This is a genomic window from Mesorhizobium sp. M0062, from assembly GCF_040323125.1.
Taxonomy (GTDB): Bacteria; Pseudomonadota; Alphaproteobacteria; order Rhizobiales; family Rhizobiaceae; genus Mesorhizobium.
Map to the genome: position 1 here is coordinate 245,069 of NZ_JAMYUO010000001.1, position 26,520 is coordinate 271,588.

23 protein-coding genes are annotated in these 26,520 nt (G+C 62.3%); 10 read left to right on the forward strand and 13 right to left on the reverse strand.

The window, feature by feature from the left end:
- Positions 1-23: 23 nt before the first annotated feature.
- From NKJ64_RS01145 to NKJ64_RS01175, 7 genes are all read right to left on the reverse strand, one after another.
- Positions 24-1,265: a glycosyltransferase gene (locus tag NKJ64_RS01145; RefSeq protein WP_352461824.1), complete on the reverse strand. Its 1,242-nt coding sequence runs from the start codon at positions 1,263-1,265 to the stop codon at positions 24-26.
- A gap of 222 nt (positions 1,266-1,487) precedes the next feature.
- The gene (locus NKJ64_RS01150; protein WP_023668804.1) at positions 1,488-2,567 is read right to left on the reverse strand and encodes a glycosyltransferase; all 1,080 of its coding nucleotides are present in this window, start codon (positions 2,565-2,567) and stop codon (positions 1,488-1,490) included.
- Positions 2,568-2,598: 31 nt separating this feature from the next.
- On the reverse strand, positions 2,599-3,930 hold the full coding sequence (locus NKJ64_RS01155) for a UDP-glucose dehydrogenase family protein (protein WP_023755600.1): 1,332 nt from the start codon (positions 3,928-3,930) through the stop codon (positions 2,599-2,601).
- Positions 3,931-3,984: 54 nt separating this feature from the next.
- Positions 3,985-4,884: an endo-1,3-1,4-beta-glycanase ExoK gene (gene exoK, locus NKJ64_RS01160; RefSeq protein ID WP_023828593.1), complete on the reverse strand. Its 900-nt coding sequence runs from the start codon at positions 4,882-4,884 to the stop codon at positions 3,985-3,987.
- A gap of 121 nt (positions 4,885-5,005) precedes the next feature.
- Positions 5,006-5,401, reverse strand: a complete 396-nt coding sequence (locus tag NKJ64_RS01165; RefSeq protein WP_023828594.1) for a cytochrome P450 family protein — start codon at positions 5,399-5,401, stop codon at positions 5,006-5,008.
- 127 nt (positions 5,402-5,528) lie between these two features.
- Positions 5,529-6,551 (reverse strand): glycosyltransferase family 2 protein, encoded by a 1,023-nt coding sequence (locus NKJ64_RS01170; RefSeq protein WP_023702337.1) that lies wholly within the window; start codon positions 6,549-6,551, stop codon positions 5,529-5,531.
- A 130-nt stretch (positions 6,552-6,681) separates the two neighbouring features.
- Positions 6,682-7,806, reverse strand: a complete 1,125-nt coding sequence (locus tag NKJ64_RS01175; RefSeq protein WP_023732547.1) for a nucleotidyltransferase family protein — start codon at positions 7,804-7,806, stop codon at positions 6,682-6,684.
- 478 nt (positions 7,807-8,284) lie between these two features.
- Here NKJ64_RS01175 and NKJ64_RS01180 point away from each other — a divergent pair, with 478 nt between their 5' ends.
- The 6 genes from NKJ64_RS01180 to NKJ64_RS01205 all read left to right on the forward strand — a co-directional run bounded on the left by NKJ64_RS01180 (position 8,285) and on the right by NKJ64_RS01205 (position 13,998).
- Positions 8,285-8,437: a lasso RiPP family leader peptide-containing protein gene (locus NKJ64_RS01180; protein WP_023684233.1), complete on the forward strand. Its 153-nt coding sequence runs from the start codon at positions 8,285-8,287 to the stop codon at positions 8,435-8,437.
- Between the two features lie 162 nt (positions 8,438-8,599).
- A complete protein-coding gene (locus NKJ64_RS01185) occupies positions 8,600-8,869 on the forward strand; it encodes a PqqD family protein (protein WP_245259933.1) in 270 nt (89 codons plus the stop codon).
- Between the two features lie 25 nt (positions 8,870-8,894).
- Positions 8,895-9,269 (forward strand): lasso peptide biosynthesis B2 protein, encoded by a 375-nt coding sequence (locus tag NKJ64_RS01190; protein ID WP_023702339.1) that lies wholly within the window; start codon positions 8,895-8,897, stop codon positions 9,267-9,269.
- A gap of 3 nt (positions 9,270-9,272) precedes the next feature.
- Positions 9,273-11,189: a lasso peptide isopeptide bond-forming cyclase gene (locus NKJ64_RS01195; RefSeq protein WP_023816355.1), complete on the forward strand. Its 1,917-nt coding sequence runs from the start codon at positions 9,273-9,275 to the stop codon at positions 11,187-11,189.
- Positions 11,189-12,157 carry a phosphoenolpyruvate carboxykinase (ATP) gene (locus NKJ64_RS01200; RefSeq protein WP_023715553.1) on the forward strand — a complete coding sequence of 323 codons (969 nt, stop codon included), beginning with the start codon at positions 11,189-11,191 and terminating at the stop codon, positions 12,155-12,157. Before NKJ64_RS01195 ends, NKJ64_RS01200 begins: the two co-directional genes overlap by 1 nt.
- 5 nt (positions 12,158-12,162) lie before the next feature.
- Entirely contained in the window at positions 12,163-13,998 is a 1,836-nt protein-coding gene (locus NKJ64_RS01205) for an ABC transporter ATP-binding protein (protein WP_023715552.1), read from the forward strand.
- Between the two features lie 47 nt (positions 13,999-14,045).
- Here NKJ64_RS01205 and NKJ64_RS01210 read toward each other — a convergent pair whose 3' ends face one another.
- Positions 14,046-14,291, reverse strand: coding sequence for an exopolysaccharide production repressor protein (locus NKJ64_RS01210; RefSeq protein WP_348524265.1), 246 nt, complete (start codon positions 14,289-14,291; stop codon positions 14,046-14,048).
- Between the two features lie 634 nt (positions 14,292-14,925).
- On the opposite strand from NKJ64_RS01210, the gene NKJ64_RS01215 reads away from it, so the two are divergent.
- The 3 genes from NKJ64_RS01215 to NKJ64_RS01225 all read left to right on the forward strand — a co-directional run bounded on the left by NKJ64_RS01215 (position 14,926) and on the right by NKJ64_RS01225 (position 18,252).
- Positions 14,926-15,603, forward strand: a complete 678-nt coding sequence (locus tag NKJ64_RS01215) for a sugar transferase (RefSeq protein ID WP_023746616.1) — start codon at positions 14,926-14,928, stop codon at positions 15,601-15,603.
- Between the two features lie 218 nt (positions 15,604-15,821).
- Positions 15,822-17,045, forward strand: a complete 1,224-nt coding sequence (locus tag NKJ64_RS01220) for a polysaccharide biosynthesis/export family protein (protein WP_032885928.1) — start codon at positions 15,822-15,824, stop codon at positions 17,043-17,045.
- A gap of 115 nt (positions 17,046-17,160) precedes the next feature.
- Positions 17,161-18,252: an acyltransferase family protein gene (locus NKJ64_RS01225; protein WP_023828595.1), complete on the forward strand. Its 1,092-nt coding sequence runs from the start codon at positions 17,161-17,163 to the stop codon at positions 18,250-18,252.
- 10 nt (positions 18,253-18,262) lie between these two features.
- Here NKJ64_RS01225 and NKJ64_RS01230 read toward each other — a convergent pair whose 3' ends face one another.
- The 5 genes from NKJ64_RS01230 to NKJ64_RS01250 all read right to left on the reverse strand — a co-directional run bounded on the left by NKJ64_RS01230 (position 18,263) and on the right by NKJ64_RS01250 (position 25,622).
- Complete coding sequence (locus tag NKJ64_RS01230; protein ID WP_023828596.1) at positions 18,263-19,546, reverse strand: O-antigen ligase family protein; 1,284 nt, start codon at positions 19,544-19,546, stop codon at positions 18,263-18,265.
- Positions 19,547-19,834: 288 nt separating this feature from the next.
- Positions 19,835-20,662, reverse strand: a complete 828-nt coding sequence (locus NKJ64_RS01235; RefSeq protein ID WP_023684241.1) for an SDR family NAD(P)-dependent oxidoreductase — start codon at positions 20,660-20,662, stop codon at positions 19,835-19,837.
- Positions 20,663-20,763: 101 nt separating this feature from the next.
- Positions 20,764-21,249 (reverse strand): acetone carboxylase subunit gamma, encoded by a 486-nt coding sequence (locus NKJ64_RS01240; RefSeq protein ID WP_023828597.1) that lies wholly within the window; start codon positions 21,247-21,249, stop codon positions 20,764-20,766.
- A complete protein-coding gene (locus tag NKJ64_RS01245) occupies positions 21,246-23,450 on the reverse strand; it encodes a hydantoinase B/oxoprolinase family protein (protein ID WP_023828598.1) in 2,205 nt (734 codons plus the stop codon). Before NKJ64_RS01245 ends, NKJ64_RS01240 begins: the two co-directional genes overlap by 4 nt.
- A 12-nt stretch (positions 23,451-23,462) precedes the next feature.
- Entirely contained in the window at positions 23,463-25,622 is a 2,160-nt protein-coding gene (locus tag NKJ64_RS01250) for a hydantoinase/oxoprolinase family protein (RefSeq protein WP_023828599.1), read from the reverse strand.
- Between the two features lie 110 nt (positions 25,623-25,732).
- Here NKJ64_RS01250 and NKJ64_RS01255 point away from each other — a divergent pair, with 110 nt between their 5' ends.
- The gene (locus tag NKJ64_RS01255) at positions 25,733-26,512 is read left to right on the forward strand and encodes a helix-turn-helix transcriptional regulator (RefSeq protein WP_023806175.1); all 780 of its coding nucleotides are present in this window, start codon (positions 25,733-25,735) and stop codon (positions 26,510-26,512) included.
- Positions 26,513-26,520 lie beyond the last annotated feature (8 nt).

A 26,520-nucleotide genomic window follows, 5' to 3' on the forward strand; every position in this document is an offset into this window, starting at 1 on the left:
CGATCAAACGCAGAGCAGCAGTGTCAGCCGGCAGATGAAGGATCCGCCAGGCCCTCGGAAACCCCGACATGACCGGCAGGTTCATGCGCAGGGCTCGATGTGGCCAGTTGGGTAACGATCTGCGCAAAACGTTCATTCAGAACATCTGCGTTGAAGTCGTCCTCGACTTTGCGGCGTGCGGCAAGCGCGATACGCTCGCATTCGGTCGGGTGCTCCCCGGCCCAGGCAAGCTTGCTGGCAAGCGCTGAAATATCTCGCTCGGGCGCAAGCAACCCCGTCTCCCCATCCTTGATGAGCTCCGGGATTCCCGAATGATACGTGCTGACCGCAATCAATCCGGCGGCCATGGCCTCCATGAGCGCGACCGGAATGCCTTCCATATCCCCGTCGCTGGCAGTGATACTTGGCAGCAAAAAGAGATGCGCCATGCGAAGCCGTCTTTTCACCTCTGCGTGAGGGAGGCTGCCGAGGAATGTTACGCGACCAGCCAAGCCCAGCTCTACGGCCAGCTTCTCCAGATTCATCCGCAGAGGACCGTCGCCAACAATGTCGTAACGCCAGTCTAGCTGCGGCTGGGAGGCCTTGAGGGAGGCCAGGGCTCGCAAGGCGAACTCGACGCCTTTCTTTTCGACCAGGCGGCAAACCGTCGTCACGACCAGTTGGGTGCCTTCCCACGATTCCCAGCGATAGCCGATTTCGCGGGTGTCAATTCCCATATGGTGGACCGTCGTGCTCGCCTGGGACAGGCCGGCTTCCAGCAGCATCGTGCGGAAGTAATCGTTGACGGGCAGGTTCAGGGTCCCATGCTTGGTCAGCCCGGCATATTGTGTCGCGAGCACTGCCTGCCGCGCCGGGATCGCCACGTCCGCGCCGTGAAAGATGGTTATGATCGGTGGTTTGAGCACCTTCCATTTCTTCAGTGCGGCTGCTCTCTCGCCGTTCTGTCCGAAGTGGGCGACAATCACGTCGCAGCGGTTCAGGCGGCGTGCAAAGGCGATGTCGAGAACGGTCGAGGCCTTGTATCGCAGACGCGGCGGCAGACGCTGTACAAATTTGCTGATTACAGCGGCCCATGGCCACCAATGTCGGGTTCTGGCGAGCAGCGTCGCCATCGGCTCGCTTTGCCGGTCAATTCGGTGGTCACCTTGCATCTTTTCGCAGACCACTTCGACCTGAAAGCCCCGCGCCAGCAGCCCAGCCATCTGGTCCACGACGAAGGTTTCCGAAAGCAGAGGGAATTCGCCGACGACAAAGCCCACGCGCATGACCCGCCCATAAGGTTGGGGCTTGCTCGGACCAAGCGGTCCATATCGCACAAGCCCTAATGTAGAAAGGCAGAATACACGTTGATTGCTGCAGTGCCACAAAATATTGCACTGCAGCAATTAAAAGTGATCCGGACGGGCGCACGACGCCTGGACTGGCTAACGGGAACTTTGCGCGACCACGGTCGTGCAGCGTCTCAGCTGAACTGCAACACGACGCGTTTAGGCTGCGCGCTCCAAACCGACACGTCTTGCGCGGTCGAGAACGCCCATGAACGTTGCGAACTGGCTGTCGGGGTTCATTTGCCGCCGCTCCGAAAACTGACGTGCTGTCGCTGACAGCCGCTTGTACTCGGCCTCATCGCTCCACAGCCGCCTGATCGTTGCGACCCAGTCGGCGAGCGGGGCGTCGTAGTCCAGTACCACGCCGCCGGCGCCGATCGCTTCCGGCAGACCGCCGCGCCGCGAGCCGACCACGGGAATGCCACTACAATGCGCTTCCGAGGCCACCCGGCCCCAGGCTTCTTCCCATTTGCTGGGCGCAAGCAGGATTTTCGTGCGGCCGTAGACCGTCTTCATGTCGCTGGTGCGGCTTTCCAGCTTGACGTTCTGGAGGGGAGAGATTGTTGCTTCGATCCGGGCTCGATGATCGTCGTCGAGCTTCCAGCTTTCGACGAACAGGAACGGGATCTCGGGACAGGCGGCGGCAATGCGCACCGCAAGATCGAAGCCTTTTTCCTCATATGGATTGATTAGCGTGACAAATTCACCGGTCGTCGGTGTGCTGTAGAACGCGGGATTGATGGTCGGCGGAATAACCGTCGAATCGATATCGAATTTTGCCTTATAGGCGCGCGCGGTGAACTCGGAGTTGGCGATATAGACCGCCGAATGGAGCTCACGCAGATCGCCGGCCAATTCGTCGAATTCGACATTCCTCAGATAGACGGTCAGCGGCACGCCAAGCCTCTGCAACTCTCTGCCGATCGGCACCGAATTGTGGCACTGCACGACCGCGACATCCGGCCTCAACTTTTTGACGGCGAAGTCGGCCGCTTCCCAGGGGAACCACGCCCGTACAACCGGATAGCCCGGGAAATTGTCGATGACCGCGCGCTGACGAAGGAGCTTCATCTTGGCGCGCGCCCGGAAGCCGAACATGCCGTCGCCGAACAGCGCTGCCAGAACGGATGCCTCGTGACCGTTTTCGCGCAATTGCTCGACCAAGTGGTGGGTGCTCGACTGGACGCCTCCGCTGAATTGCGGCGTGTAGCCGGTGCCGCCTGCAAACAGAACTTTCATGAACCTGGCTCCGCGTTGTGCCGCCCTGCCTTCACGCCGCCATCCTGCCGATCGAGAAATACTCGATGCCGTGACGGGCGATGACCTTGGGATCATAGAGGTTGCGGCCATCGAAGATGACCGGCGTGGTCAGGGCATCCTTCACCGCGTCGAAGGACGGGGCGCGGAAACTCTTCCACTCGGTGGCGATCAGCAAAGCGTCGGCGCCGCGCAACGCCGCCTCCTTGGTGCCGCACAAAAGCAGATCGTCGCGCAGGCCGTAGATGGCCTGGCATTCCTGCATCGCCTCGGGATCGTAGGCCTGCACATTGGCGCCGGCCTGCCACAGCGCCTCCATCAGGACGCGCGCCGGCGCCTCGCGCATGTCGTCGGTGTTGGGCTTGAAGGCGAGGCCCCAGAGCGCGAAGGTCTTGCCCTTGAGACTGCCCTTGAAATAACGGTGCACCTTGTCGAACAGCACCGACTTCTGCGCATTGTTGCGCTCCTCCACGGCGCGCAGCAGCTTGGCGTCGAACTTGACGCCTTCGGCTGTCTTGATCAGCGCGCGGACATCCTTGGGAAAGCACGAACCGCCATAGCCGAGGCCGGGATAGATGAAGTGATAGCCGATGCGCGGATCCGAGCCGATGCCCTTGCGCACCTCCTCGATGTCGGCGCCGAGTTGCTCGGCCAGATTGGCCATCTCGTTCATGAAGGAGATCTTGGTCGCCAGCATGCAGTTGGCGGCGTATTTCGTGAATTCGGCGCTGCGCACGTCCATCACGATCATCTTCTCGTGGTTGCGGTTGAACGGCGCGTAGAGCTCGCGCATCACCGCCTCGGTGTCCTCGCTGTTGGTGCCGACGATGATGCGGTCGGGCTTCATGCAGTCGGCGACGGCGGAACCTTCCTTGAGGAACTCAGGATTGGAAGCGACGTCGAAAGCCAGGTCCTGGCGCCCGCGCGCCTTCAGCGTCTCGGCGATTTTGGCCTTCACCTTTTCGCAGGTGCCGACCGGCACGGTCGACTTGCCGACGACGATCTTGGGACTGTCCATCTCGCGGCCGATGGTCTCGGCCACCGCCAGCACATATTTGAGGTCGGCCGAACCGTCCTCGCCGGGTGGCGTGCCGACCGCAATCATCTGGATCTCGCCATGCTTGACGCCGGCGGCGGCATCGGTGGTGAACTTGATCCGGCCGGCTGCGTGGTTCTCCTTGACCAGGGCCTCCAGTCCCGGTTCGAAAATCGGCACCAGGCCCTGGTTGAGCCGCTCGACCTTCTTTTCATCGACATCGACGCACACCACCTGGTGCCCGACCTCAGCCAGCACCGCAGCCTGCACGAGACCGACATAGCCAATTCCAAAGACCGTCAAATTCATTCGGGTTAATTCCTGTTCACGCCCTTTGGCCTTATATGGCCGGGCCGGTTCAGATTACTTTATGCTGCTTACACTGCATGCCAGCGATTCCGGAAACTGGCACGGCTGGCCGAGCGCGGTGAAGGCCACGCGCTGCACCTGCATCGTCACCTGGCGGCCGGGGTCCGAAAAGGCGCCCATCCAGTTTTTCAGCGTGTCGCTGCCCCAGAGGCTGAAGAATATCTTCTGCGAGTGGGTCGGCAATTGCTCGGGATTGGTCACTTCCTGGACCAGCTTGCCGTTGACGTACCAGCGCAGCCGGTCCTTTTCCCAGATGAAGGCATAGTCGTTGAAGCCCTTGTCGGCGCCGCCTTCGACCTCGGCCAGCTTCTCGTTTTTGGGTTTGCCGGCGATGTAGCTGTTGACCTGCACCTTGGATGTATCCTTGGTCAGCACCTCGAAGTCGATCTCATACCAGGGCTGTTTGTCGGCAGGGCCGATATAGGTGAAGAAAGCGGCGTTGAGACCGGATCCGGTGTCGGTCTTCATCCGTGCTTCATAGGTCCCATAGCCGAAGCGCTGCTTGGTCTGGATCTCGGCGCAGGCGAACTCGCGGTCCTTCAGTTTGCGCTTTTCGAAGCCGAGCGTCAGCATGTTGTCGGAAAATTTTACCAGGCTTTTCGACCAGGTGCAGTTCTGGTGATTGCCGTTCGACCAACCGTCGGAGACATACCAGCGCGAACGATCGAAACTCTTGAAATCGTCGACGAAGGACGGTGCGCTTTGCATCTCCGGGGAGGCGTCCTGGGCGCGGGAGGGGTGGGCGGCGCCGAGCAGAGCTGCGGCTGCCGCCAACAGAAGCGCACCAACGGATAGAAGACGCGTTGGGTTTACAAGACGCATTGGCCGATTTGGCCGCGCGGAAATCATGGCATCGATTGCCGCCATGGGCGTCGTCTTCGGATCTGCGTTCATATCAATTCACCTTTGTGCTGTTCCGCCCCAACCCAAAGTCACCGATTGGCCCACATTGCTAACGGGCCGATCCCGATCCTCCGTCCCCGAACTTTCTCTTCTGTGTCTCGTGTGACCGTGTTCAGCCGAAGCGACCTGCGGGTTTGACATATTCCCCGTGCGAATCAGAACCCTGGCCATCCTCGCCGACGATCGCGTCGAGTGAATGACGCAGTTCCTTCATCCGGCTCGTCTGGCGCACCAGCTCGGCGATGCGCTGTTCGCAGTTCAGGATGGACTTCGTCAGCTCGCCGACTTCCGACAGCTTGCGTGCCGACGCCGAGCCGTTCTCCATCGACTCGACCAGGAAGGCCGCGTTGGTGGACTTCGACCGGTAGCGGGCCTCCAACCCGGTCTTCTCGGCCGCAATCTCGGCCGTGATCTGATCCAACAGCTTTGCCAGACGGTCGAAACGCGCCAGATCGGTCTGCTTGTCGCGCGCTGGGTCCCTGGACCTGAAGCCGAAAATTGAAGCCATCCGGTTGGCCTTCCAAAATTGCTGCACCGCAACATACAGTGCCATCGTCGGGGCGTGTAGGCAACCTCCGAGTTTCAGAAAGGCAATTTTTTCAGCCTTGCGGCCGCCGTCCCGGACTTGGCGGAGCCTACTTTTGCGCCGCCGTGCTGGTAGCGGCCATGAGGAAGCGCAAGGGCGGCACCGGCTGCTGCCGCGGGGACAGACCGGCGTGGCGAAACAAGGCATCGAGCTTGTCGGCGGCCACGCCGACAACGATAGGAATGAGGTTCGACTGGCTGGCCAGCGCATAGGCGGCGGCAGACGCCATGCCGCGCTCGGCCTTCACATCGAGGAAATTGCGCAGCCGGTATTTGTCACGCACATGCCGCTCGTGCTTGCGCAGCAGGGCCTTGGAGCCTTCCGGCAGGCTGTCGATCTTGAGCAGTGCCAGATCCGCATCGGCGAGGCGCTTCAGATCCTGTGTCTTGTGGCGCCCGCTCAGCGAATCGGCGCGCACGATCGCGCCATAGCCGCAGGAACGGATGACCTTGAAGCGTGCGCCAAGGGCAAAGGCGCGGGCGTACAGTTCATAGTCTTCGCCGAGACGCAGGTTCTCGTCGTAACGCAGCCCATGCCTGTCGAGGAAAGCTCTTGATATCACCGGCTTGAGAAAGCCGAGTTCGCCGCGCTGGACACGCCGTCTGGAGATGTTGCCCTCGATGAACCGCTCGAAGTCGAGGAATTCCGGGTCCGCCGAAAAGGACGGGGCGACGATCTTCGAGACATCGGTCGCCGTATCGTCACGGATCAGCATGATGTTGTCGGCGGCGAAATCCCAGTCGGCGCTGGCAAACAGCTGGCGAAACCGTCCCTGAAGGAAGAAATCGTCGGCGTCGAGAATGCTGATGAAAGGCGATTTCGACCCGGCAATGGCGGCGTTGCGGGCGAAGGACGGGCCGCGATTGGCGTCGAGCCGGATGACCGAAAGCCGGCCGCTGCCATCATCGGCAGCGCTGGCCACCTTTGCGGTGTCATCGGTGGAGGCGTCGTCGACGACGACGACTTCCGCCACCTCCGGCTCGCGCAGCGCCGAGGCGATGGCTGCGGGAATGGTCCGGGCCGCGTTGCGCGCCGCGATGATCACGCAGACCCGGGATTCTGTCATGGACATAGGGTGGCCTTTCGATTGCATAAAGTGTCGCGAGGCCCCTCGCCCTCCCGGCGCGCGGCGCCGGACCCCGATCCATCCCCAGCGGATCGGGACGGAACGTTATCTGCCTGCTGCATGACGACCCTCATCGTCACCGGCTTTCCCGCTCGAAAATCCGCCGGCTGAGGTCGGCTGACGCGGCCCAGCCGGCCTCGGTCAGGTAGCGGACAGGTTCGCGGCCGCACAATTCCCACAAAACGGTGCGCCGTTGCGGCCATCTGAGCGACGACAGCCACGGCGCGATGACCATGTGGAACAGGTCTTCATTGCCGATGCGTGACAGGATCCTGGTGGCCCGATCCGACAGCAGCGTGCCGGCGCCACCAAGCAGCACATCGGCGGCGCGCAGGCCCAGCAGCAGGGTGTCAGCCAGCCCCTGCTCGGCCGCGTAGTCTAGCACAGTCTGCTGCTCGGCCTCGCTCAGCCGACTGGCAGCGGCCCGGACATCGCAGACATAGCCCGCGCATGGCTCGCGGTTGAACAGCGCCTTTGCGACACTGATGCAGGACAGAAGCAAAGTGTCGGAGGCCGAGATGAACGGCACGCTGGAGCCGGCGATCGCAAGCGCGCGCTTGCGGCGCAGGAACCCTTCCGTATCGCGCGGGCTGGGCGATCCCGGCTGCTGGAGCCGGTAATGGAGATCGACGGTGGACAATTTCCGACCTTGGCTGCGAACCATGTGCTGCTCGCCCAGAAAGCGCACCCACCAGACGGAGCGGGACTTGCCGGCGACCTCGTAGCCGATCGAGCGCAGCGCATCGCGAGCCCTAAAGAAGCCGGCCGGCGACACCAATATGTCAACATCTCCGGACGGCTTCATGAAATGGTCGCCATAGAGCAGTTGCTGCTGGAGGGGCCCCTTCAGGAACACGAAATCGATGCCGCTGCCGCGCAGCGCCTTGTCGATGGCCATCGAATCCATGATGCCGGACGAGTTCATCGCAATCGTGCGCCGGCGATAAGTGTCGAGCCACTCGAGCAATCCCGGCGGCGTCTCGCCCGCCGGTGGGCGCGACAGCGCCTTCAGCATGAAGGTGGCGACCTTGTTCAGCCTGGCGATGTCGCAAACATCGGCAACGGAGATGGCCGGTGCAGGCGCGGCGCTGGGGCTCGCCCCGGAGGCGAAGAACAGCCGCAGGCACGCCTGCACATAGGCCACTTCGTCGGCGCAGCCAGCGGCGCGCAACCTTTCGAAGGTCCCTTCCTGCAAGGCCATCTGCTGCAGCATCTCCGCAAAAAATTCGCCAGGCGCGTTATATTGCAAGTGCGAAGCAAAGCATCGCCAAATTCATGCGCCGCGTCCAGTTTTTCCTTTGGCGCCAATTTCCTGCAACCTGAACGTTTCGCAACACAGTCCTAGATGCAAGGCGCCGCCTGATCGGGGCTTGTGACGGGTACGTCAGCAACAATTTTGTGGGAATGCGCCAGCGCCCAAGTGAGGAGCATTCGAAGGAAAATTTAACGTAATTAAATCAGATACTTAGTTGATGGCCTCGGACACTCTGCTGAATTCTCCTGGGATGTGAAAATGCAAAGCGCTTTGATCACCATTGAAGGGAGTCGCAACCGAGAATTGATTAACGGCTGGTAAATCAGGCTTGACTCATAAATGCTGCCATGCAGCTATTGCGGTGCAGCAATAGCTCGCTGCCGGCAATCGACAGGCCGCTTCCAGTCCACAAGTGGAGAGTAAATTGGAACAGAATGTTGAAAAGCATGAGTACGAAACCCCTAGCCTGACGGTCCACGGCTCGATCGAGACCATCACGCAAGGCGGTAGCGGTACTACGGCACTCGACGCCTCGTTTCCGGCACATACGCCGGTCGGCGAACTCACCTTCTCCTGAGTATTCTCTCGTTGGGGTGACAAAGTCCGGACTCTGCAAACAGAGCGCACTAAGGAGAGTCGGGGGTCAAACCCCGGCTCTCGCGTCTTTGTCCGGAATTGCCGAAGCGTTGGTTGTGAGCGAGGTTTAGGAATGGACTGGAACCCCACGGACCATGATCGGATGAGCGCGAGCAAGGATGCCGTGGCCTGCGAATTCGGCAACGGCCTGGCGCTGCTCGATATGAGGTCCAACATCTATTACAGCCTGAACAGCGTCGGCGCCTATATCTGGGAGCTGATCCAGGAGCCGCGGCCGATTTCCGAAATCCGCAGCGCCGTGCTGGATCGCTACAATGTCGATCCGGAACGCTGCAAGGCCGATGTCGATGGATTGTTGAAGGGCTTGGCGGACGCCGGGCTTGCGAGGCTCCATGATGAGGAACTTGTCTAGAGCTTTCTCACTTAGCGGGCCGGAGATGCTCTTTCTCGCCCACTGCCTTGCGGTGGTCGTGGCGGTGCGGCTGGGGCTGACGCTGCTTTCCTACAACAAAGTGCGCCGCATGGTGACCCGGCTCGACGCGCGCGAACCAGCCGACATCGGCGATCTCAGGCGTGTCGCCTGGGGCGTGGCTGCGGCTGCCCGCCTGGTGCCTGGCGCAAGCTGTCTGACCCAAGCGCTTTCCGGCCAATATTTGCTTGCCCGCCAGGGCAACGCCTCAAAAATCCGCATCGGCATCGAGCGCGATACCGGCACCGAGTTGAAGGCGCATGCCTGGCTGGTCAGCGGCGACCATATCGTGCTCGGCGGCTCGCTTGGCGGGTTTAACCATCTCGTCGACCACGGCCAGTGAGCGATGAGCGGCGTCGCCGGAATTCTGCTGAGGCAGGAAGGCAGGCAGGCCGCCGCGGCCGACATCCAGCGCATGCTTGCCCGCATGCAGCATCGCGCGCCTGACGGCAGTTCGTGGTGGATCGACGAGGGCGTCGTTCTTGGCCACGCCTGGCTCAACACCACCGATGAAGCCGGCCCCGGCCCGCTGACCATGGCCGGCGGCAAGCTCGCAATCACCGCGGATTGCCGGCTGGACAACCGCGACGAACTCTTGGCCAGGCTCGGCATCCGGGACAATTCGGTTGCCGACGCCGTGCTTGTGATGCGCGCCTATCTGCGCTGGGGCGAAGCCTGTCCCGAATATCTGCAGGGCGACTTCGCCTTTGCCATCTGGGACGCCGAGCGCCAGAAGCTGTTTTGCGTGCGCGATCATTTCGGCGTCAAACCCTTCTACTACCATTCGAGCGACCGGCGTTTCGTCTTTGCTTCCGAGATCGGGCCGATCCTCGATGTCGGCGGCGTCGACATGCGCATCAGCGAACACCAGATTTCCGGCTTCCTCGCCGGGCTGCCCGACGATCCGCAATCGACTGCCTATGCCGATATCTTCCGCCTGCCGGCGCGCCATAGCCTGACGGTGACCGGGAACCAGGTGGTGTTGCGCCGCTACTGGCAGATCGAACCGTCGCCAAGACCGATGCGGGCGGACACGGCCGAGGAATTCCGCCATCTGTTCTCGCAATCGGTCCGCAACCGCATGCGCGGCACGCCTGCGGTCGGGGCGATGCTGAGCGGAGGCCTCGATTCCTCCTCGATCGCCTGCGTGGCGGGCCTGCAGAATGCCGCCCAGCAAAGACCGAGGCTGCCGACCTTCTCGCTGGTGTTCGAAAAGGGCTCGCCGATGGATGAGCGTCCGTTCATCGAGGCGGTGCTGGGCCAGCAGAAGGTCGACGGCACTTTGATTTCCGTCGGCGACTACGCGCCCTTCGCGGAATTCGAACGCATTCTGGAGGAGCAGGAAGAAACGTTCCTGGCCCCCGGCCTGTCGCTGACCCGCGACATCTACAGGACGGCCGGCGCCAAGGGCATGAAGGTGCTGCTGGACGGCCATGGTGGCGACGAGGTGGTTTCGCAAGGCCACGGCCATCTGCACGAACTCGCCGATGCCGGCAAATGGATGGAGCTGTGGCGTGAGCTGCGCAGCGCTTCCAACACTTATGGCGACGGCATGCTCGGCCTTTACTACAAGTTCCTGACCCTCTACGGGCCTGCCTGGCGCGTCGCGAGAATCAAGCGGTTCGCGAACCGCGTGCTTGGCAAATTGCGGCGCCATCCCACTGGGCGGCCGGCGACGAGCTGGCGCGGCCTGATCAATCCGGACCTGGCGATGCGCACCGACCTCGTCGAACGGTTCCGCAGGGCCGGCTATATGCCGCCCGCGGTCAGCGCAAGCGAGACCTTGACCCATCGCTGGCTGCTGTCGAACGGCATGGTGCCGCACGCCTTCGAGGTACTCGACAAGGCGGCGGCGAATTTCGGCGTCGAGCCGCGCTACCCCTTCTGGGACAAGCCTCTGGTCGAGTTCTGCCTGACACTGCCCGGCGCGGAAAAGCTGAACCAGGGCTTTGGCCGCTCGGTGTTGCGCCGCGCCATGGAAGGAATTTTGCCGCCGGCAGTGCAGTGGCGGCGCGACAAGATCGATTTCACCTCGAACCTGGTCAAAGGCATGCTCGGCAATCACCGCGATCTCCTGGACAAGGTGCTGGTGAAAGATGCGGCGCGGATTGCCCCTTACGTCAACCTGCCTGAGGTGACCGCCGCCTATGGCCGCATTTCCAGCCAACCCGAGGCCGCGACCTTGCCCGATGTCCAGTATGTATGGCGTTCGATTTCGCTATCATTGTGGCTGCGGCAGGTGCAACAGCGCGGGAGCCAATGATGATGCCGGCCAACATGCCTCTTGCCGCTGATGACCGCCATGCAATTGCTGCTCGCGCACAGCACTTCTACAAAGCCTATGGGCTGACGATCGCTTCGCAGGTCGAACTGCCTGAGCTAGAGCCGAGCGAACCAGCTTGCGTCGATGTGCTGATCACGGTCGGCCCGATCGACCTGCCAAAACCCTCGCCCGAGACCGGAACCGCTTTCCGTTTCGAGCCGCGGCAGCAATATTTGGCATGGCAGACGGTCGGCGCCTTCCTGATCACCGATGCCTGCCGGATCGAGGTGGAGCCGGCGCCCGATGTCGACGATGCGCTGCTGGCGTTTCCGCTGCTCGGTCCGGTCATGGCACTGCTCCTGCACCAGCGCGGCCTGCTCATCCTGCACGCCAGCGCCATTGCGGTCGGCGGCAAGAGCGCTGTCTTCATGGGCGACAAGGGCGCCGGCAAATCGACGACGGCGAGCGCGATGATCCGTGCCGGGCATCGATTGCTGACCGACGATGTCGTGGCGCTCGATCTCACGGACCGGCCGATGATCGTTCCGGGTTTTCCGCAGCTGAAACTCGCCGCCGATGCCGCCGCCGCGTTTCCCATCCGCCAGGCAGAGATACGCCCGCAGGTGCATGCGGCGATCGACAAGATGCAGCACCGCCTGCACGCCGGATTTGCGGCAGACGCGGTGCCGGCGACCCGGATCTATATCCTCGAGCGCAGCGACAAGGCAGCGATCACGCCGCTGCCAGGCATCGGCGCCCTGCCGGCGATCATCAAATTTTCCTATGTGACGCGTTTCGGCCGTCCAGCCCTGGTCGGCGATTTTGCCACGACACATCTTCGCCAATGCGCCGCCCTGGCCAGCCAGATCGGCGTCTGTCGCCTCGAAGTGCCCACCGGGCTCGACCGTATCGGCGAAGCCGTCGCCCTGATCGAAAACGATCTGGCGGCCGACAAAGGGCCGCGGTGACTGACATGTCCGCATCGCAGATCCTGCGCTTTTCGTTTTACCGCGATGTCGCCGGCTTCGGCGCCGCCATGGCCCGGATCGGCGGGCGCAGGACCTTCACGGCATTGCTGTTCCTGATCCTGGGAAGCCTGACCGAAGGCATCTCGATCCTGCTTCTGGTGCCGCTGCTGCATCTGGTCGGGCGACCCGAGCAGAATTTCGCGGTCAGGTTGCCTGACCGCGACTGGGTGCGCTGGCTGGCTCCGGACGGAACGCTGCAATTGACCACGGTGCTTTGCCTGCTGGTCGGGCTTGTCGCGCTGCAGGCGGCGTTCAACCGCTATAAATCCGTCTACATGGCGCGGCTGCTGCTCGACTTCATCAATCGCCTGCGCATGAACCTGTTCGAGAGCATCGGCAAGGCGCGGTGGGGGATATTCGCGCGCATGCGCAGCTCCGATCTCGACCATGCGCTGACCGGCGATATCGACCGCGTGCAGTCGGCGGCGTTCTCGCTGCTGATGCTGGTGCAGATCGCCGTGCTTCTGGCGGGTTATCTCGTTGTCTCGCTGTTCATTTCGACAGTGATGACGGCATTTGCCATTGTCGTCGGCATCGTCACCTTCCTGGCGCTGCAGCCGTTTCGGGCACGAGCCAGCGCCTTCGGCCGGGTTTTGACCAGCAATCGCCAGGAGCAGTACCGAACGGTCTCGGAGTTCCTCGGCGGCATCAAGGTGGCCAAGAGCCTGAATGTCGAGGCGACCTATTACGCACAGCTTCGCGCGACGCTGGAGAAGATGAAGGCCGACAACATCAACTACGTCCGCAACAGCACCATCGGCACCGCTCTGTTCCAGGTCGCCAGCGTCATTGGTCTGAGCTTGTTCATCTATGTCGCCCTGATCCGCTTCAACCTCTCACTGGCCGAGATCGTTGTGCTGCTTCTGGTGTTCATGCGCATTGCGCCGCGTTTCATGGACATGCAGATGCAGGCGCAGCAGGTGCTGATCAACCTGCCGGCCTATGCCTCGATGCGCGACATGCAGGCGCGTTTCGATGCCGAACGCGAGCCGGCAAACCTCGAATCGGATGCCAAGCTGTCGCTCGATGTCGGGCTCAACATCCGCAATGTCTCCTTTGCCTATGAGGCCGGCGGCAAGCCGGTGGTGAGCGATGTCACCTTTGGCCTTCCCGCCGGCAAGGTAACGGCGCTGATCGGTCCGTCAGGCTCGGGCAAGAGCACGCTTGCCGACATGCTGCTTGGCCTGCTCGAACCGAGCGAGGGCAAGATCCTGGCCGATGGCGTCGAGATCGGCGCCGCCAACCGCCGGCGCTGGCGCGACCAGGTGGCGTATGTGCCGCAAGACGTGTTCCTGCTGCACGATACGATCGCCGCCAATCTGCGCCTTGCCGCGCCGCAAGCCAGTGACGCGGAGCTGTGGACTGCACTGCGCGCTGCGCATGGCGCCGACTTCGTCGAGCGGCTGGAGTTGCGGCTCGACACGGTGGTCGGCGACCGCGGCGTCCGGCTCTCGGGCGGCGAACGCCAGCGCATCGCGCTGGCGCGCGCGCTGCTGCGCAAACCTTCGCTGCTCATTCTCGACGAGGCGACCAGCGCGCTCGACTGGCAGAACCAGTCCCTGATCGCCAAATCGATCGACGGCTTGCGCGGATCGATGACGATCCTGACCATTGCGCACAGGCCATCGATGATCGCCTTCGCCGACTGGGTGGTTGCAGTCGAAAACGGACGAATCGTCGAAGTGGGGCAATATCAGAGGTTGAAAGCGAAGGCCGGCAGCCGCCTGTCGAAAATGCTTTCAGGCGAGCAATCGGAACCCGAGCCGGCCGAAGCAGGCTGAGTCCGGCTGCAAGATGATCCGAGGCCGACCTTGCGGCTTCAGACTGCTCAATGCACGCTGCGCCTCGCCGAGAGCTTCTCGCCTTCAACCGCCTTGTCGGCGCCGAGGCTTCTTTCGGCGTCGCGAGCCCTGTCGGCCGATGTCGGCGCGCTGCTGGCGATCATAACATACACCAGCAGGAAATAACCGACTTGGATGAGGACAGCGCAGCCGATGACGCGAAGCACCGTTGTGGTGACCGTCGCGCCGTCGACATAGGACCACGCGACCACGATCGCGAGGGCGAAAACCATTCCAATGACGAATTTTGGTAATGACATGTTCGGCGGCCCGTCAACCGGCCCGAGCATGCAAAAGCGATGACTTACCCACCCGAGTATCTCCCCATTCGCCATGCGAGCTTATTTAGCTGCTCTTTTTCGGCCGGTTGCTTCCGGCCTTCCCAACCCATCCAGACTCTATCAGGAATAATTTGCGACTCTATTAAGGCGCGAAACTGACGGCAAGGGCAACCAGCAATAATTTTCGGGTTGGCGGCGGCTTGGACTCCGCCATGCTGCGATGCACACGCAGGGGTGGTGACCTAACTCGTCATGCGCTTTATACTACAGTAGAATCTACAATGTTGATTAGTATTTTACTTGATTAATTTAGCAAAGCCAGTGATTCGAAAATCAGTTAAAGCCGTTCCCTCTGCGGCAAAGGACGATTTGCCCAAAACCCGCCGAAAAAAGGCATTACATTTCCTACGGTTGCTAATTATTCGTCACAAACCCGCCATAAAGGGCAAAATTTGGGCAAGGAGCGTTTATTATTTAGTCAATTCCTGACGTGACTATTTCAGCCATATGGGAAATTGTGTGTTGCGCTGCAGCATTTTTTTGGTATCGTGGCATAAACCATCCGTTCAACGTATGGAGCTTTTGCATGAGGGACGTTGCCAAGTCGGCCAATGCGGCATTTTCGCATGTCGGCGTAGATTTTCCGCCACCCATCGGCGGGCTGCTGAAGCGCAGTTTCGATGTTTTCGGTTCACTTGTCGGCCTGGTGGCGCTTAGCCCGCTGTTCCTGATGGTGGCCCTTCTGGTCAAGCTTTCCGACGGCGGCTCGATCTTCTACGGCCACAAGCGCATCGGACGCGGTGGGCGGATTTTCCCCTGCCTCAAGTTCCGCACCATGGTCGAAGACGGCGAACGTGTGCTGGCCGCCTATCTCGCGGCCAATCCGGAAGCCAACGCCGAATGGATCGCGACCCGCAAGCTGAAGAACGATCCGCGCGTCACCCGCGTCGGCGCCGTTCTGCGCAAGCTCAGCCTCGACGAGCTGCCGCAGATCATCAACATCCTGCAGGGCGACATGAGCCTTGTCGGGCCTCGCCCGGTGGTGCGCGACGAGCTTGAGATCTACGGCAGCGCCGCGGTCTATTATTTGAAGTCGCGGCCGGGCCTGACCGGGCTCTGGCAGGTGAGCGGACGCAACGATGTCTCCTATGACAGTCGCGTCGCGTTCGACCGTCACTATGTCGAGAACTGGTCGCTGTTCGAAGACGTTCGCATCATCCTCAAGACCGTGCCTGCGGTGTGGATGTCGCGCGGTTCCTACTGACCGACCGCAACTGGTCAGCAATCGGGCCGGCACGGCCCGAAGCCAATCCGGTCCAAAGCTATTCGGCGATGGGCCGGTCTCGCATTGCAGCCATAGTGTTCTGCCAGGTTCCGAAGGAGGCACTCGGCAGCAGGCCTATCGGGCGGATGGGGCCAAAACGGATCGGAAACGTTCAGTTGAAAACAGACATATCAGCGTATTTTCGCCTTGCCGGCCCGATGCGGCCGGCACGGCTCGTCGCCACGTGCCTCGCTCTGTCGCTCGCGGTTCCAGCCATGGCCGACGAGTACCGGCTCGGCTCGCAGGACAAGCTCAACATCCGCGTCGCCGAGTGGCAGACGGTGGAAGGCACGTTCCGTGACTGGTCGGCGGTAAACGGCGAATATTCGGTCGGTCCCGCCGGCAATTTGTCGGTGCCGTTCGTCGGCGAACTGCCGGCCGCCGGCAAGACCACGTCGGAGGTTGCGGCCGCGATCAGCGTCGCCCTGCAGCGCAAGCTTGCCTTGTCGGACAAGCCGGAAGCCTCGGTGGAAATGGTGCAGTTCCGGCCGTTCTACATCTCGGGCGAGATCCAGACGCCTGGCCAGTTTCCCTATGTGCCGGAGCTGACCGTGCTCAAGGCGATCAGCATCGCCGGCGGCATCCGGCGCAACGCCGATTTGGGCACCCAGCTCGGCAAGGACCTGATCACCGCCAAGGGCAATTTCGACATTTATGACGACCAGCGCGTGCGGTTGATCGTCAAGCGTGCCCGCATCGATGCCGATCTCGCCGGCAAGGAGAGTTTCGAGGCGCCTAAGGAAGTCGAGGGCGACCCGCGCCTGGCGACAATCGTCGCCGACGAAATGCAGATCCTGATCTCCGACCAGAAAGCGTTGAAGCTGAAGCTGCAGGCGCTTGACGATCTGAAAGGGGTCCTGCAGTCCGAAATCGAGGCGCTGCAGAAAAAGATCGTCAACCAGCAAAAGCAGGTCGACCTGGCGCAGCAGCAGGCGGACAGTATCGGTCCGCTGGCGCAAAAGGGCCTGGTCGCCAACGCACGCCTGCTTTCCTCGCAACAGTCGGTCACCGATCTGCAGGGCAAGATCCTGGACTATGAGACGGCGATCCTCACCGCCAAGCAGTCGGTCAGCAAGGCGACGCAGGATGCCATCGATGCCCAGAACACGTTGAACTCGAGACTTGCCGCCGACCGGCAGCAGGTCGAAGCAGACCTCAACGAAGCTGCACTCAGGGTCAACATGCAACAGGGCCTGATGGCCCAGGCATCGGACCCGGCCACGACCGCCGCCATCACAAACAACAATGAAGAGCCGGCGCTCATCTATTCGCTGGTGCGCGTGACCGACGGCAAGACCAGCGAGATCGACGCCAAGGAAGATACGCCGGTGCTGCCGGGCGACGTCATCAAGGTGAAGCTGGCGCCGACGGCCAGCCAGTAAGTTCCTGTCTCGCTCAGCTAGACCGGAACGACGGAGGGGCGGGAGAACCAGTTCGGCTCGTTCGCGCCAGGGTGCGGGCGGGAACTTCCGTTTTTCGACCGCTTGAAGGCATTCCATGCAGCCCGCCGCACCGCGCCACGTCTACCTCAATCTCGATGCCATCCGCGGCGTCGCGGCGATCAGCGTCATGCTCTACCACTTCTCGCCGTTCCTGGCCCCCGGCAAGGTGCTGCCGTCGAGCTATCTGGCGGTCGACCTGTTCTTCCTGCTCAGCGGCTTCGTCATCGCGCATGCCTATGACCGCAAGATCGAAAACGGCATGGGCTTCGGCACGTTCGTGGCGATCCGCCTGATCCGCCTCTACCCGCTCTACCTCGCCGGCACGCTGCTCGGTTTCTTCTATCTCATCGTCAAGAACCGGCTGATTCCGGCGGAATACATGCCGATCTCCGAGATCGGCACCATGCTGACGACCGGCATGTTCTTCATCCCGCTGGTCAGCGACGCCTATCGCACGATCTTTCCGCTCAACCCCGCGTCGTGGTCGCTGTTCTTCGAGCTGATCGTCAACATGGCCTATGTCGCCTTCTTCTTCCTGCTGACGAAACGCGTGCTGAGCACGCTCATCGCCGTCAGCCTGGTGTTGCTGGTGGTCGTCTCTATCATTGCCGGCACCCTCGACTTCGGCATGACCGGATCGACCATCATCAGCGGCCTGCCGCGCGTCTGTTTCTCGTTCTTCCTGGGCGTGCTGCTTTGCCGGTCCATGACACGCTATCAAAGCGGGCTCGGCTTTCTGCGGCGCGGCTGGTGGATAGAGGCCGCGATCGCACTGACGCTCGTCGTCTTTGCCATCGCGCCGGCCGGCGGCGCGCGCGTCGCCTACGATCTCGCCTGCGTCGTCTTTGTTTTCCCGGCGCTGGTGGTGGTCGGCACTATTGCGCCGACGGCGCCGCGCCTGTCAGGCCTCTATGGCTGGCTGGGGCGGATTTCCTACCCAATCTACATCATCCACACGCCGCTGCTGATGATCATCGCCGGGGCGGGCAAGGCCGCAGCGATCGACCCGTTCGCGCATCATCCCTGGTTCGGAATCGTCATGGCGGTTTCCGTCATCGTCATCGCCGACATCGCCACGCGCCTCTATGACGAGCCGTTGCGCCGCTTCCTGCAGCGGCTGATGCTGCGCAAGCGCGCCGTCGCCTGAGATAAGCAAGTCAGACGCGCGCCGGCATGCGGCCGTTGGCGGTGTTCTCGTCCGGCACCGGAACATAGGCCCGCCTTGCCCTGGCGAGCGGCACCGGGCGCAGCTTGAACAGGCCGTAATAGACGATGAACGAGGCCATGAAATAGGGGCCGAGGATCTCGACCTCGAAGAAGGAGCGGATCAGCATCATGCCGACCGCGCCGGCGAGCACCACCGAATCGGCGCTCCAGTCACCGAACACCACCTTCGAAACATGGCCCCAGAAGGAGCGCAGGATGATCAGCGCCAGCATCGTCACGCCGATGAAGCCGAGCTCGACCAGCGTCTCGATATAGGTGTTGTGGAAATGGAAGCCGGTGCGGGTGGAGATGTAGAACTCGGCCCAGAGCCGTTCCGGATCGGCAAAACCCTGGATCCAGTAGGCGGCATAGCCATAACCGAGCACCGGACGCTGCTGCGCGGCGGCCCAGCCCTGTTCCCAGAGATAGGTGCGGCCGGTCAGCGTCGAATCCTTGCCGAAGATGCCGAGCACGACATCGAGCAGGCCAAGGTTCAGCGCAGCCATCACACCGCCGACCAGCGCGGTAGCGCCGACGACGAACAGCACGCGGCGGTAGCGGCGTGACAGAACCTTGCTCATGGCAAGCAAGGCAACGACACCGATCACCGCCGGAAGCGAAGCGACCGACGTCGCCGAGTGGGCGATCGCAAGCATATAGACCGACAGCAGGATGATCGGCGCGGTCCAGACGAAGCTCATCCAGTTGCGCCGGTAGAAGGCCAGAAAAGCGAAGCAGAAGAAGATGCCGAGCGAGGCGAAGAAGCCGATCTGGTTCTTGGAGCCGAAGGCGCCGACGAAATTGGTGGTGCCGTCGATAGTGTCGAGCGCATAGGCGCCAACCTTCAGCGAATACAGCAGCACGATGAAGATGCCGATCAGCGAGCCCAGCACCAGCGTGCGCGTGCTGATGGTGCGCGCCGCGATGTAGGCGCACAGCATGTGGGAGAAATATTGCAGCCCCGCCCGCGCGCTGGTGCCGGCCGCTTGCGACCAGAACAGCGACAGGCAGACATAGGCCGCAAACAGCAGCGGCAGCCAGGCGCTGGAGAGATCGCGGGCGAAACGCCGGTAATCGACGAACAGCAGCGGCAGCCATACCAGATAGTAGGCGAGGATCAGGATCTGGCCGAAATTGGTGGAGTAGGCGAAGGCAAAGACCGACACCGCAACGGCGAAGGCGGCATAGACCTTGTTGTTGTCCGGATCGATCAGAATGGATTTCGGGATCTTCATATCCGTACCGGATTTCTCATGCTGCCGCCTTTCGGCTGGGCTGAAGCGCCCATGGTCGGCTTTTCTGCGTCAGGTCCGCCCTTGCATGCGCGATCGCCGGAACCTGCCCTTGCCGGACCCCTATCAGCGGGCATCCATTGTGCAGTGCACAATATAACCTCTATGCCTGTCACTCAATGGTAAATTTGCCGCGAGGGGTAAAGTTGCCGCAGGCAGGGCCAAAACGACCATGCAACCGACAAATGGCGTTAATGCGGCTCGCTCGTTCGAAAATACAAGCTGTGGCCGCTACCACAGCGCCCCGCCGGTGATCTGGATGTTTTCCATGGTGATGCCCTTGGCCAGATCCGAGCACAGGAACACGGCTAGAGCCGCGATTTCCTGCGGCTGCAGCATGCGCTGCTGGGGATTGCCCTTGGCGATCTCGGCCATCGCTTCCTCGGCGGTTCTGCCCTTGCCCTCACGCTCGACGACCTGCGCCACGTTGCGGCGCATCAGTTCGGTCTCGACCCAGGTCGGGCTGATCATGACGCAGGTGACACCGTGCGCGGCGCCTTCCAGCGCCACGCAGCGGGTAAGGCCGAGCAGCCCGGCCTTCGAGGCGCAGTAGGCCGGGTTGTCCTTCCAGCCGACGGAAGCCGCCGTCGAGCCGATGTTGACGATACGGCCCCAGCCGCGCTCGATCATGCCGGGCAGCACAGCTCGGGTGACGCGGAACGCTCCGCTGAGATTGGTGTCGACGATCTTGTCCCACAGCGCGTCGGAATGGCCGCAGACCGGCTGTTCGGCGGTGGTGCCCGCAGCATTGACCAGTATGTCGGCCGGGCCGATGGCGGCCTGCGCGTCGGCTGCAAACCGGTTGGTCACCTCGCTGTCGCGGACATCGAGATGGGCGGCACAAACCCTGGTGCCGTGTGCCGACAGGGCCAACCGCACGCGCTCGAGTTCATCGGCGCCGGGATAGTAGGCGGCGTCGGATCTGTCGGCGCCGGCGGGCGCGATGTAGGAGCCGACGGCGACATTGGCGCCGGCTTGCGCCAGGGCCGTAGCAATGGCGAAACCCATGCCGGAAAACCCGCCGGTGACGATGGCGCTGCGGCCGGAAAGGTCTGTCATGGTGGGCAGTCTCCGATGCGACGTACGATGCGTTTATTCATAGTCCGTCGCCGGCTAGGAGCGCTACCTTGCCGGCAACGCGGCCGTAACATCGAGTTTCGCTAGAGCGGTTTGCCCAGCCACTCGCGATAGAAGCCTTCGAGATCGGGTTCGAAATCATGCACGATCGGATAGCCGGGTGCCGCCGCCTCGACCTCGTGCATGGTGCCGCATTCCGGACAGATGAATTCGCGGATTTCCATCCATTGCGGATCGGGGATATCGCTGTTGGGATAGATCTCGCGCAGCGCTTCCTCGGTGTTTCGCACGTTGATCGCAGCCTTGAGCTTCCAGTTCTTGCGGTAGTCGCCGAAGGACTGGCCGCATTCGCAACGGGTGATGCGCTCGTCGCCGCTCTGGCAGATGAACAGGTGATCCGAGACCGGCAGCAGGATCGGGTCCTTCCAGGTGACACGGTCCTGATAGACGGCGAGCATCTTGAAGAAGCGGTCGTCGTCCTTGTAGGCGCTCATGATGCGCTTTGTCTGAGGCCAGGGGAGCTTGCCGGCTGAGAGATCGCCGAGGACTTCCTTGCTGTACGAGGTCATGGCTTTGCTCCCGGCATGAAGATCGATCTGGCGTCGACGGTCCAGAAATCGCTGAAATCCCTGGTGAAGCGCGACGACAGCTTGATCGCGCTGGCATACATTTTCTTCACCTCGGGCGCGAAGTCGGCCTTCTCGACACGGCCGCGTTCGGCAGCGATCCAGTCCGAAACCGGGATCGCCTTGGCCAGACGCTCTCTGCGCATGGCGGCACGACGTTCGACGGTGGCGTCGATATCGGCAACCGGATAACCCTCGGCGTCGTCCTTCAGCACGATGCCGAAAATCTGGATCGCCGCCTGGCGGGTGAGAAAACCGTTCTCGACATCCCAGGCGGTCTTGACCGGATCGCGCTCCAGCACGTCGCCGTAACCGCCGCCACCATTGTAGGAATGGCTGAAGATGTCCCCCGACTTGTGCGGCGAGGTGATGTAGGGGCCTTCGACCACGGCATGGTCGCCGCCGATGTTCTTCTCGTAGTCGGAGACATGCGGATCGATACCTGGGGCATGCGCGAGCGGTTCGCCTTTTGCCGCCAGTTCATGGATGTTGGAATTGCGTACCGCGCGATGCTTCTGGCAGGTCGGCGCGGGATAGCCGCCACACATGCCGCCATTGTCGAATACCCGCGAGGAGTGTTCCGAGGTGTGCAGTCGCAGGTGCGAGGTCTTGTTGATCAGCCAGGTCGAGACGAAGGAACAGCCGCCGCGATATTTGCCGGCGCCCCCTGAATTGGGGACGATCGAGCGGCCGATATAGACCATCGGCATCGATTGTTCCCAGACCTCGATGTTGCCCATGTCGGATTCCGGATTCCAGCCGACATAGGCGGTGTCGAGGCCATCGGCGATGGCCAGCGCGCCGGAGCCGGCGGCGGCGCATTCGAAATGCGCCATGCCGAACGGCGTACCGTACTGGCTTTCGCCGCCCATCTCGATCATCGGGCTGTTGACCTGGCCAACGAAGGCCTCCTCGACGAAGCCGCGCGCGACGAAGCCGCGCGACAAAAGGCGCTGGAACACGCCATAGGCCGGCAGCAGCAGCGCCCAGGATGTGGCGGTCGCCACCATCTCATTGTCGGGGTTGGTCCAGGTGCCGTGCGGCAGCTTCAGCTCGGTCGCCATCCAGGCGCCGTCATTGACCAGGCCCTCGAAATTCATGTGCTGGGTCAAGGTGACGAACATGCCGCCATCCATGCCGGCCGGCGTGCAGTTCATCGAATGGTAGCCCCAGGGTTGCGTGCCCTCGAAGTCCATGGTGATCTTGCCGTCGGTGGTGATCTCCATCTCGATCGGGATGTTGTAGAGCCAGTCGGGATCGCCAAGCAGCTGGAAGCCGGGCTTGCCCGCCGTGACATGGCCGTAGAAGGTGTGGCCACGATAAATGCCGGGCACGGTGAGCTGGCGGGTGCGGGCGAGCTGGGCGCGACGGCCCTCCTCGATGAACTCCTTCGACACCTTCATCCAGTAGTCGAGGCCGATCTCGGAGATCAGCTGCTTGACGCTTTCGCGCATGTCGATGCAGGAGGCGACCTTGGCCTTCTCGTCGAGCACCCAGTAGATCGGCATGCGTAGATTGCGCTCGCAGCGGATGACGTAGTCGCGGCGGATCTCGTCATTCTCGCCGATCTTCTCGGCGCAGACGAACAGGCCTTCGGTGAAGCGCTCCTGCGCCAAGCAGACGTCGCCGCCGGGCGTGATGCCGCCGGCTTCGAGCTCGTGGCAGACCGCACCGGCCCAGCCGACCAGCGTGCCTTGATGGAAGATCGGCACCACGTCCATGACGTCGGGCACCTGCACGGTGCCGATGAAGGCATCGTTGTTGGCAAAGATGTCGCCTTCGCGGATCTTCGGGTTTTCCTCGTAATTGTTCTTGATCATCCATTTGATGAAGCGGCTCATCGTGTGGACGTGGACCATGATGCCGTTGGACAGCGCGATCGCATCGCCCTCGGGCGTATAGATCGCCACCACCATTTCGCCGACTTCGCGCACGCCGGGCGAGGCCGAGATGCGGCGGGCCATTTCGCGGGCCGAGACGCAATAGGCGCGCAGCTTGGTGTGCAGCGTCTCGAATTTCAGCGGGTCCTGGTTGCGTAGCGTGAGCTCGGTGATGCCGTCATAGCAGCCGGTCTCTTCCATCAGCCGTTCTGAATCGAGCAGCCGTTCGCGAAGGCGCAGGGCCGAGGCAGGTCTGTCCAACATGGCGGTGCCCTTTCAAGAATGAGTGTAATGCAGCAGCGTCCACTCATCCACGTGGACACGGTCCTGCGGATGAACAACGAGCGTGGTGGCGGGATGTTCAATGATGGCCGGACCGATCACCTCATGGCCGGGCTGCAGTAGGTCCATCTCGTAGAGATTGGCCTTGTGCCAGCGTCCCCCGATATAGGCCTCGCGCACGCCCTTGTGCGCTGCTGCCGGGGCCGACTTGCCGAGCGGGCGCTTCAAGAGCACCGGCTTGACCTTGTCGGCGGTGGCGATCAATCCGAGCTCGGTGATGGTGAAGCCGGCTTCGCCATAGCGCGAAATGCGATGGTTGACCTTGGCGTAGACCGCCTCGAACTCGTCGATGACCCTACGCATGTCGTCAGCCGAATTGACCTCGGCAAGCGGTGCCATGACCTCGACATCCTCGAGCTGGCCGGTGTAGCGCATCATCAGGAACGGCACGGTCTTGATCTTGTCTCTGATATGGCCGTCGCTGATCATCTCGTCGACCGCCGCCTTGGTGAGATCATTCCAGACGTCGGTGACCTTCTTGCCGAAAGCGAGCAGCTCGTCATCGCTTGCGCGGGCGCCGATGTCGTGCTGCGTCGAGACCGAATGCCGACGCATGAAATCGGCGGTGGTGCAGCCGAAGGCCGAGAAGGCGGCGGCAAACTGGAAGGTGATGATGTCCTTGAAGCCGATGCCCCTGGAGCAGCCGGCCAGATGCAGCGGACCCGAGCCGCCATAGGACAGCAGCGTGAATTCCGAGGGATGGATGCCCTGGCCGGAGATGACCCGGCGCAGCGCGTTGTTGGCATCGGCTTCCAGCATGTCGATCATGCCTTCGGCAGCCTCCTCGACACCGACGCCAAGGATGCTGGAGCATTTTTCCTCAAACGCTTTGCGCGCCTTCTCGACCTGCAAGACGACCTTGCCGCCGAGGAAATAATACGGGTTGAGGCGGCCTAGTATGGCGTCGCAATCGGCGATGGTGGGTTCAGTGCCGCCCTTGGCGAAGCAGATGGGGCCGGGGTCGGAACCGGCGCTTTCCGGCCCGAGCGAGACTTTCTTGGTCAGCGGGTCGACCTTGAGGATCATGCCGGCGCCGGCGCCGATCGTGTCGAGATGCAGCGTCGGCACGTTGAGCTTGAAACGGTCCATCAGCGGCTCGTTCTCGATCCGCGTCTGGCCGCGCGAAATGACGCCCATGTCGAAGGAGGTGCCGCCCATGTCCGAGCAGATCAGGGAGTCGTTGCCGATGAGCTTGCCGACATAGGCCGCGCCGAGAATACCGCCGATCGGGCCGGAAATCATGGTTTCGTGCAGGCGCGGATGGTTGATCGAGGTCAGGCCGCCAAAGGACAGCAGCGTCTGCACGCCGTATTTGAAGCCGTATTTTTTCGAAACGTCCTCGATGCTCTTGAGCTGCTTGCGGCCGCGCGACGTCGCGTAGGCTTCGATCAGCACCGAGTTCAGCCGCGACTGTTCGCGGATGACCGGGCGGACCTCGTGGCTGGTGTAGATGAGGATGTCGGCGCCGGCTTTCAGCACCTCCTCGCGGCAGATCTCGGCGATGCGCTTTTCGTGCACCGGATTGACGTGCGAGAAGATGGTCATGATGCAGATCGCTTCGACCTTGTCGGCGATCAGCTTTTTGGCCGCAGCCGAGACCTCATGGTCGTAGAGCGGCAGCACGATGTCGCCGAACTGGTCGATGCGCTCGGTGACGCCATGGGTGCGACGGCGCGGCACCAGCGGATCGGGATGATGGTGGGTCACCGCATGCAGCCGGTCGGCATAGGAATAGTCGGCCCAGGCCTGCAGGCCGCGACCCATCAGGATCATGTCTTCCAGACCCTTGGTGGTGATCAGGCCAAGCCGGCGCCCGGTGCGCGACAACAGTGTATTGAGCATGCCGGTGCCGGAATAGAGCACGACGTTGACGCCGGAGAACAGCTGCTCCAGCGAGATGCCCCAGGCGTCGGCCGCGTCTTCGGCCGATGCGAGGAAGCCTTCGGCCTCGTTCTTCGGCGTGGTTGCCGACTTGCCGATCTTGAAGTGGCCGTCCTGGTCGACAAGGATCGTGTCGGTCATGGTGCCGCCGGCGTCGATGCCGATGACGATTGGATTGCCGACGATGGGGCTGGTGAGGTTGGGTTGGGTCACGGTCGCCTCAGGATTGCTGTAGGATGGCTCAAGCTAGATTCCTTGGGCGGCCTTGCGCCATATGCCAAAAGACACAATGTCCGCCGGACCGGGATCGCCGAGAAAAGGGCATGCGCATGGGCAATATCTGGGGGCCGCTCGCCAGGGCGATTGCCGCCACCGGTACGGACAGGCATGTCGACTGCCTGATTGACCTGATCGGCGCCGATATCGAGCACGATCTCGTCACCGTGACCCGATATTCGGCGACGCAGACGCCGGAATTCATCAAGCACCGGCGCTTCTCCGACGAGATGGTCCGGCGCTATCTCGACAATTACTACGTCTTCGACCCGTTCTATGCCTCGTGGCGGCGTGAACGCCGGCTGGGCATCCTGCCGCTGAAGCGGCTTGCCGACGACGAGGCCAAGCGCGGCCAGTACATAGCGGGCTTCCTGGCGCAGTCGGAAATCTGCGACGAGGTCGGCATCATGCTGGCCGATGGCGGCGACTGGTGCCTCGGCATCTTCCTCGACCGCTCGACCTCCACCTTCAAGGAGAGCGAGATCGCCCTGCTGGACGAGCGGCTGCCGGTGTTCGAGGCGCTGCATGCACTCGACATTGAGGCGCGGGGGACGGAATTCTCCCGCACATCGGCGCCGACCGGCCCCGGCGCCTCGCCCCGGCAAGAGCCGACTATTCCTGCGAGCCTGTGGCCGGAGCTTTCCTTGCGCGAGCGCGAACTGGTGCAGCTGATCCTCGCGGGTCACCCGACCGCCAACATCGCCGAGCGGCTCGGCATCACCGTTGGCACGGTGAAGAACCACCGCCGCCGCATCTATGAGAAGCTCGACATCACCACCGAAAGAGAACTGTTTTTACAGTTCTTCCAGCACCGCGCGGACGGCTAGGTATCGCC

What these genes read in the sequence shown, in the direction of transcription:
- NKJ64_RS01235 (WP_023684241.1), bottom strand. Translation starts at nt 20,662, where the DNA reads ATGACAGACCTTTCCGGCCGCAGCGCCATCGTCACCGGCGGGTTTTCC.
- NKJ64_RS01245 (WP_023828598.1), bottom strand. Translation starts at nt 23,450, where the DNA reads ATGTTGGACAGACCTGCCTCGGCCCTGCGCCTTCGCGAACGGCTGCTC.
- NKJ64_RS01205 (WP_023715552.1), top strand. Translation starts at nt 12,163, where the DNA reads ATGTCCGCATCGCAGATCCTGCGCTTTTCGTTTTACCGCGATGTCGCC.
- NKJ64_RS01220 (WP_032885928.1), top strand. Translation starts at nt 15,822, where the DNA reads ATGCGGCCGGCACGGCTCGTCGCCACGTGCCTCGCTCTGTCGCTCGCG.
- NKJ64_RS01165 (WP_023828594.1), bottom strand. Translation starts at nt 5,401, where the DNA reads ATGGCTTCAATTTTCGGCTTCAGGTCCAGGGACCCAGCGCGCGACAAG.
- NKJ64_RS01155 (WP_023755600.1), bottom strand. Translation starts at nt 3,930, where the DNA reads ATGAATTTGACGGTCTTTGGAATTGGCTATGTCGGTCTCGTGCAGGCT.
- NKJ64_RS01195 (WP_023816355.1), top strand. Translation starts at nt 9,273, where the DNA reads ATGAGCGGCGTCGCCGGAATTCTGCTGAGGCAGGAAGGCAGGCAGGCC.
- NKJ64_RS01175 (WP_023732547.1), bottom strand. Translation starts at nt 7,806, where the DNA reads ATGGCCTTGCAGGAAGGGACCTTCGAAAGGTTGCGCGCCGCTGGCTGC.
- NKJ64_RS01185 (WP_245259933.1), top strand. Translation starts at nt 8,600, where the DNA reads ATGAGCGCGAGCAAGGATGCCGTGGCCTGCGAATTCGGCAACGGCCTG.
- exoK (WP_023828593.1), bottom strand. Translation starts at nt 4,884, where the DNA reads ATGAACGCAGATCCGAAGACGACGCCCATGGCGGCAATCGATGCCATG.
- NKJ64_RS01215 (WP_023746616.1), top strand. Translation starts at nt 14,926, where the DNA reads ATGAGGGACGTTGCCAAGTCGGCCAATGCGGCATTTTCGCATGTCGGC.
- NKJ64_RS01230 (WP_023828596.1), bottom strand. Translation starts at nt 19,546, where the DNA reads ATGAAGATCCCGAAATCCATTCTGATCGATCCGGACAACAACAAGGTC.
- NKJ64_RS01145 (WP_352461824.1), bottom strand. Translation starts at nt 1,265, where the DNA reads ATGCGCGTGGGCTTTGTCGTCGGCGAATTCCCTCTGCTTTCGGAAACC.
- NKJ64_RS01225 (WP_023828595.1), top strand. Translation starts at nt 17,161, where the DNA reads ATGCAGCCCGCCGCACCGCGCCACGTCTACCTCAATCTCGATGCCATC.
- NKJ64_RS01170 (WP_023702337.1), bottom strand. Translation starts at nt 6,551, where the DNA reads ATGTCCATGACAGAATCCCGGGTCTGCGTGATCATCGCGGCGCGCAAC.
- NKJ64_RS01200 (WP_023715553.1), top strand. Translation starts at nt 11,189, where the DNA reads ATGATGCCGGCCAACATGCCTCTTGCCGCTGATGACCGCCATGCAATT.
- NKJ64_RS01255 (WP_023806175.1), top strand. Translation starts at nt 25,733, where the DNA reads ATGCGCATGGGCAATATCTGGGGGCCGCTCGCCAGGGCGATTGCCGCC.
- NKJ64_RS01210 (WP_348524265.1), bottom strand. Translation starts at nt 14,291, where the DNA reads ATGGTTTTCGCCCTCGCGATCGTGGTCGCGTGGTCCTATGTCGACGGC.
- NKJ64_RS01240 (WP_023828597.1), bottom strand. Translation starts at nt 21,249, where the DNA reads ATGACCTCGTACAGCAAGGAAGTCCTCGGCGATCTCTCAGCCGGCAAG.
- NKJ64_RS01150 (WP_023668804.1), bottom strand. Translation starts at nt 2,567, where the DNA reads ATGAAAGTTCTGTTTGCAGGCGGCACCGGCTACACGCCGCAATTCAGC.
- NKJ64_RS01190 (WP_023702339.1), top strand. Translation starts at nt 8,895, where the DNA reads ATGCTCTTTCTCGCCCACTGCCTTGCGGTGGTCGTGGCGGTGCGGCTG.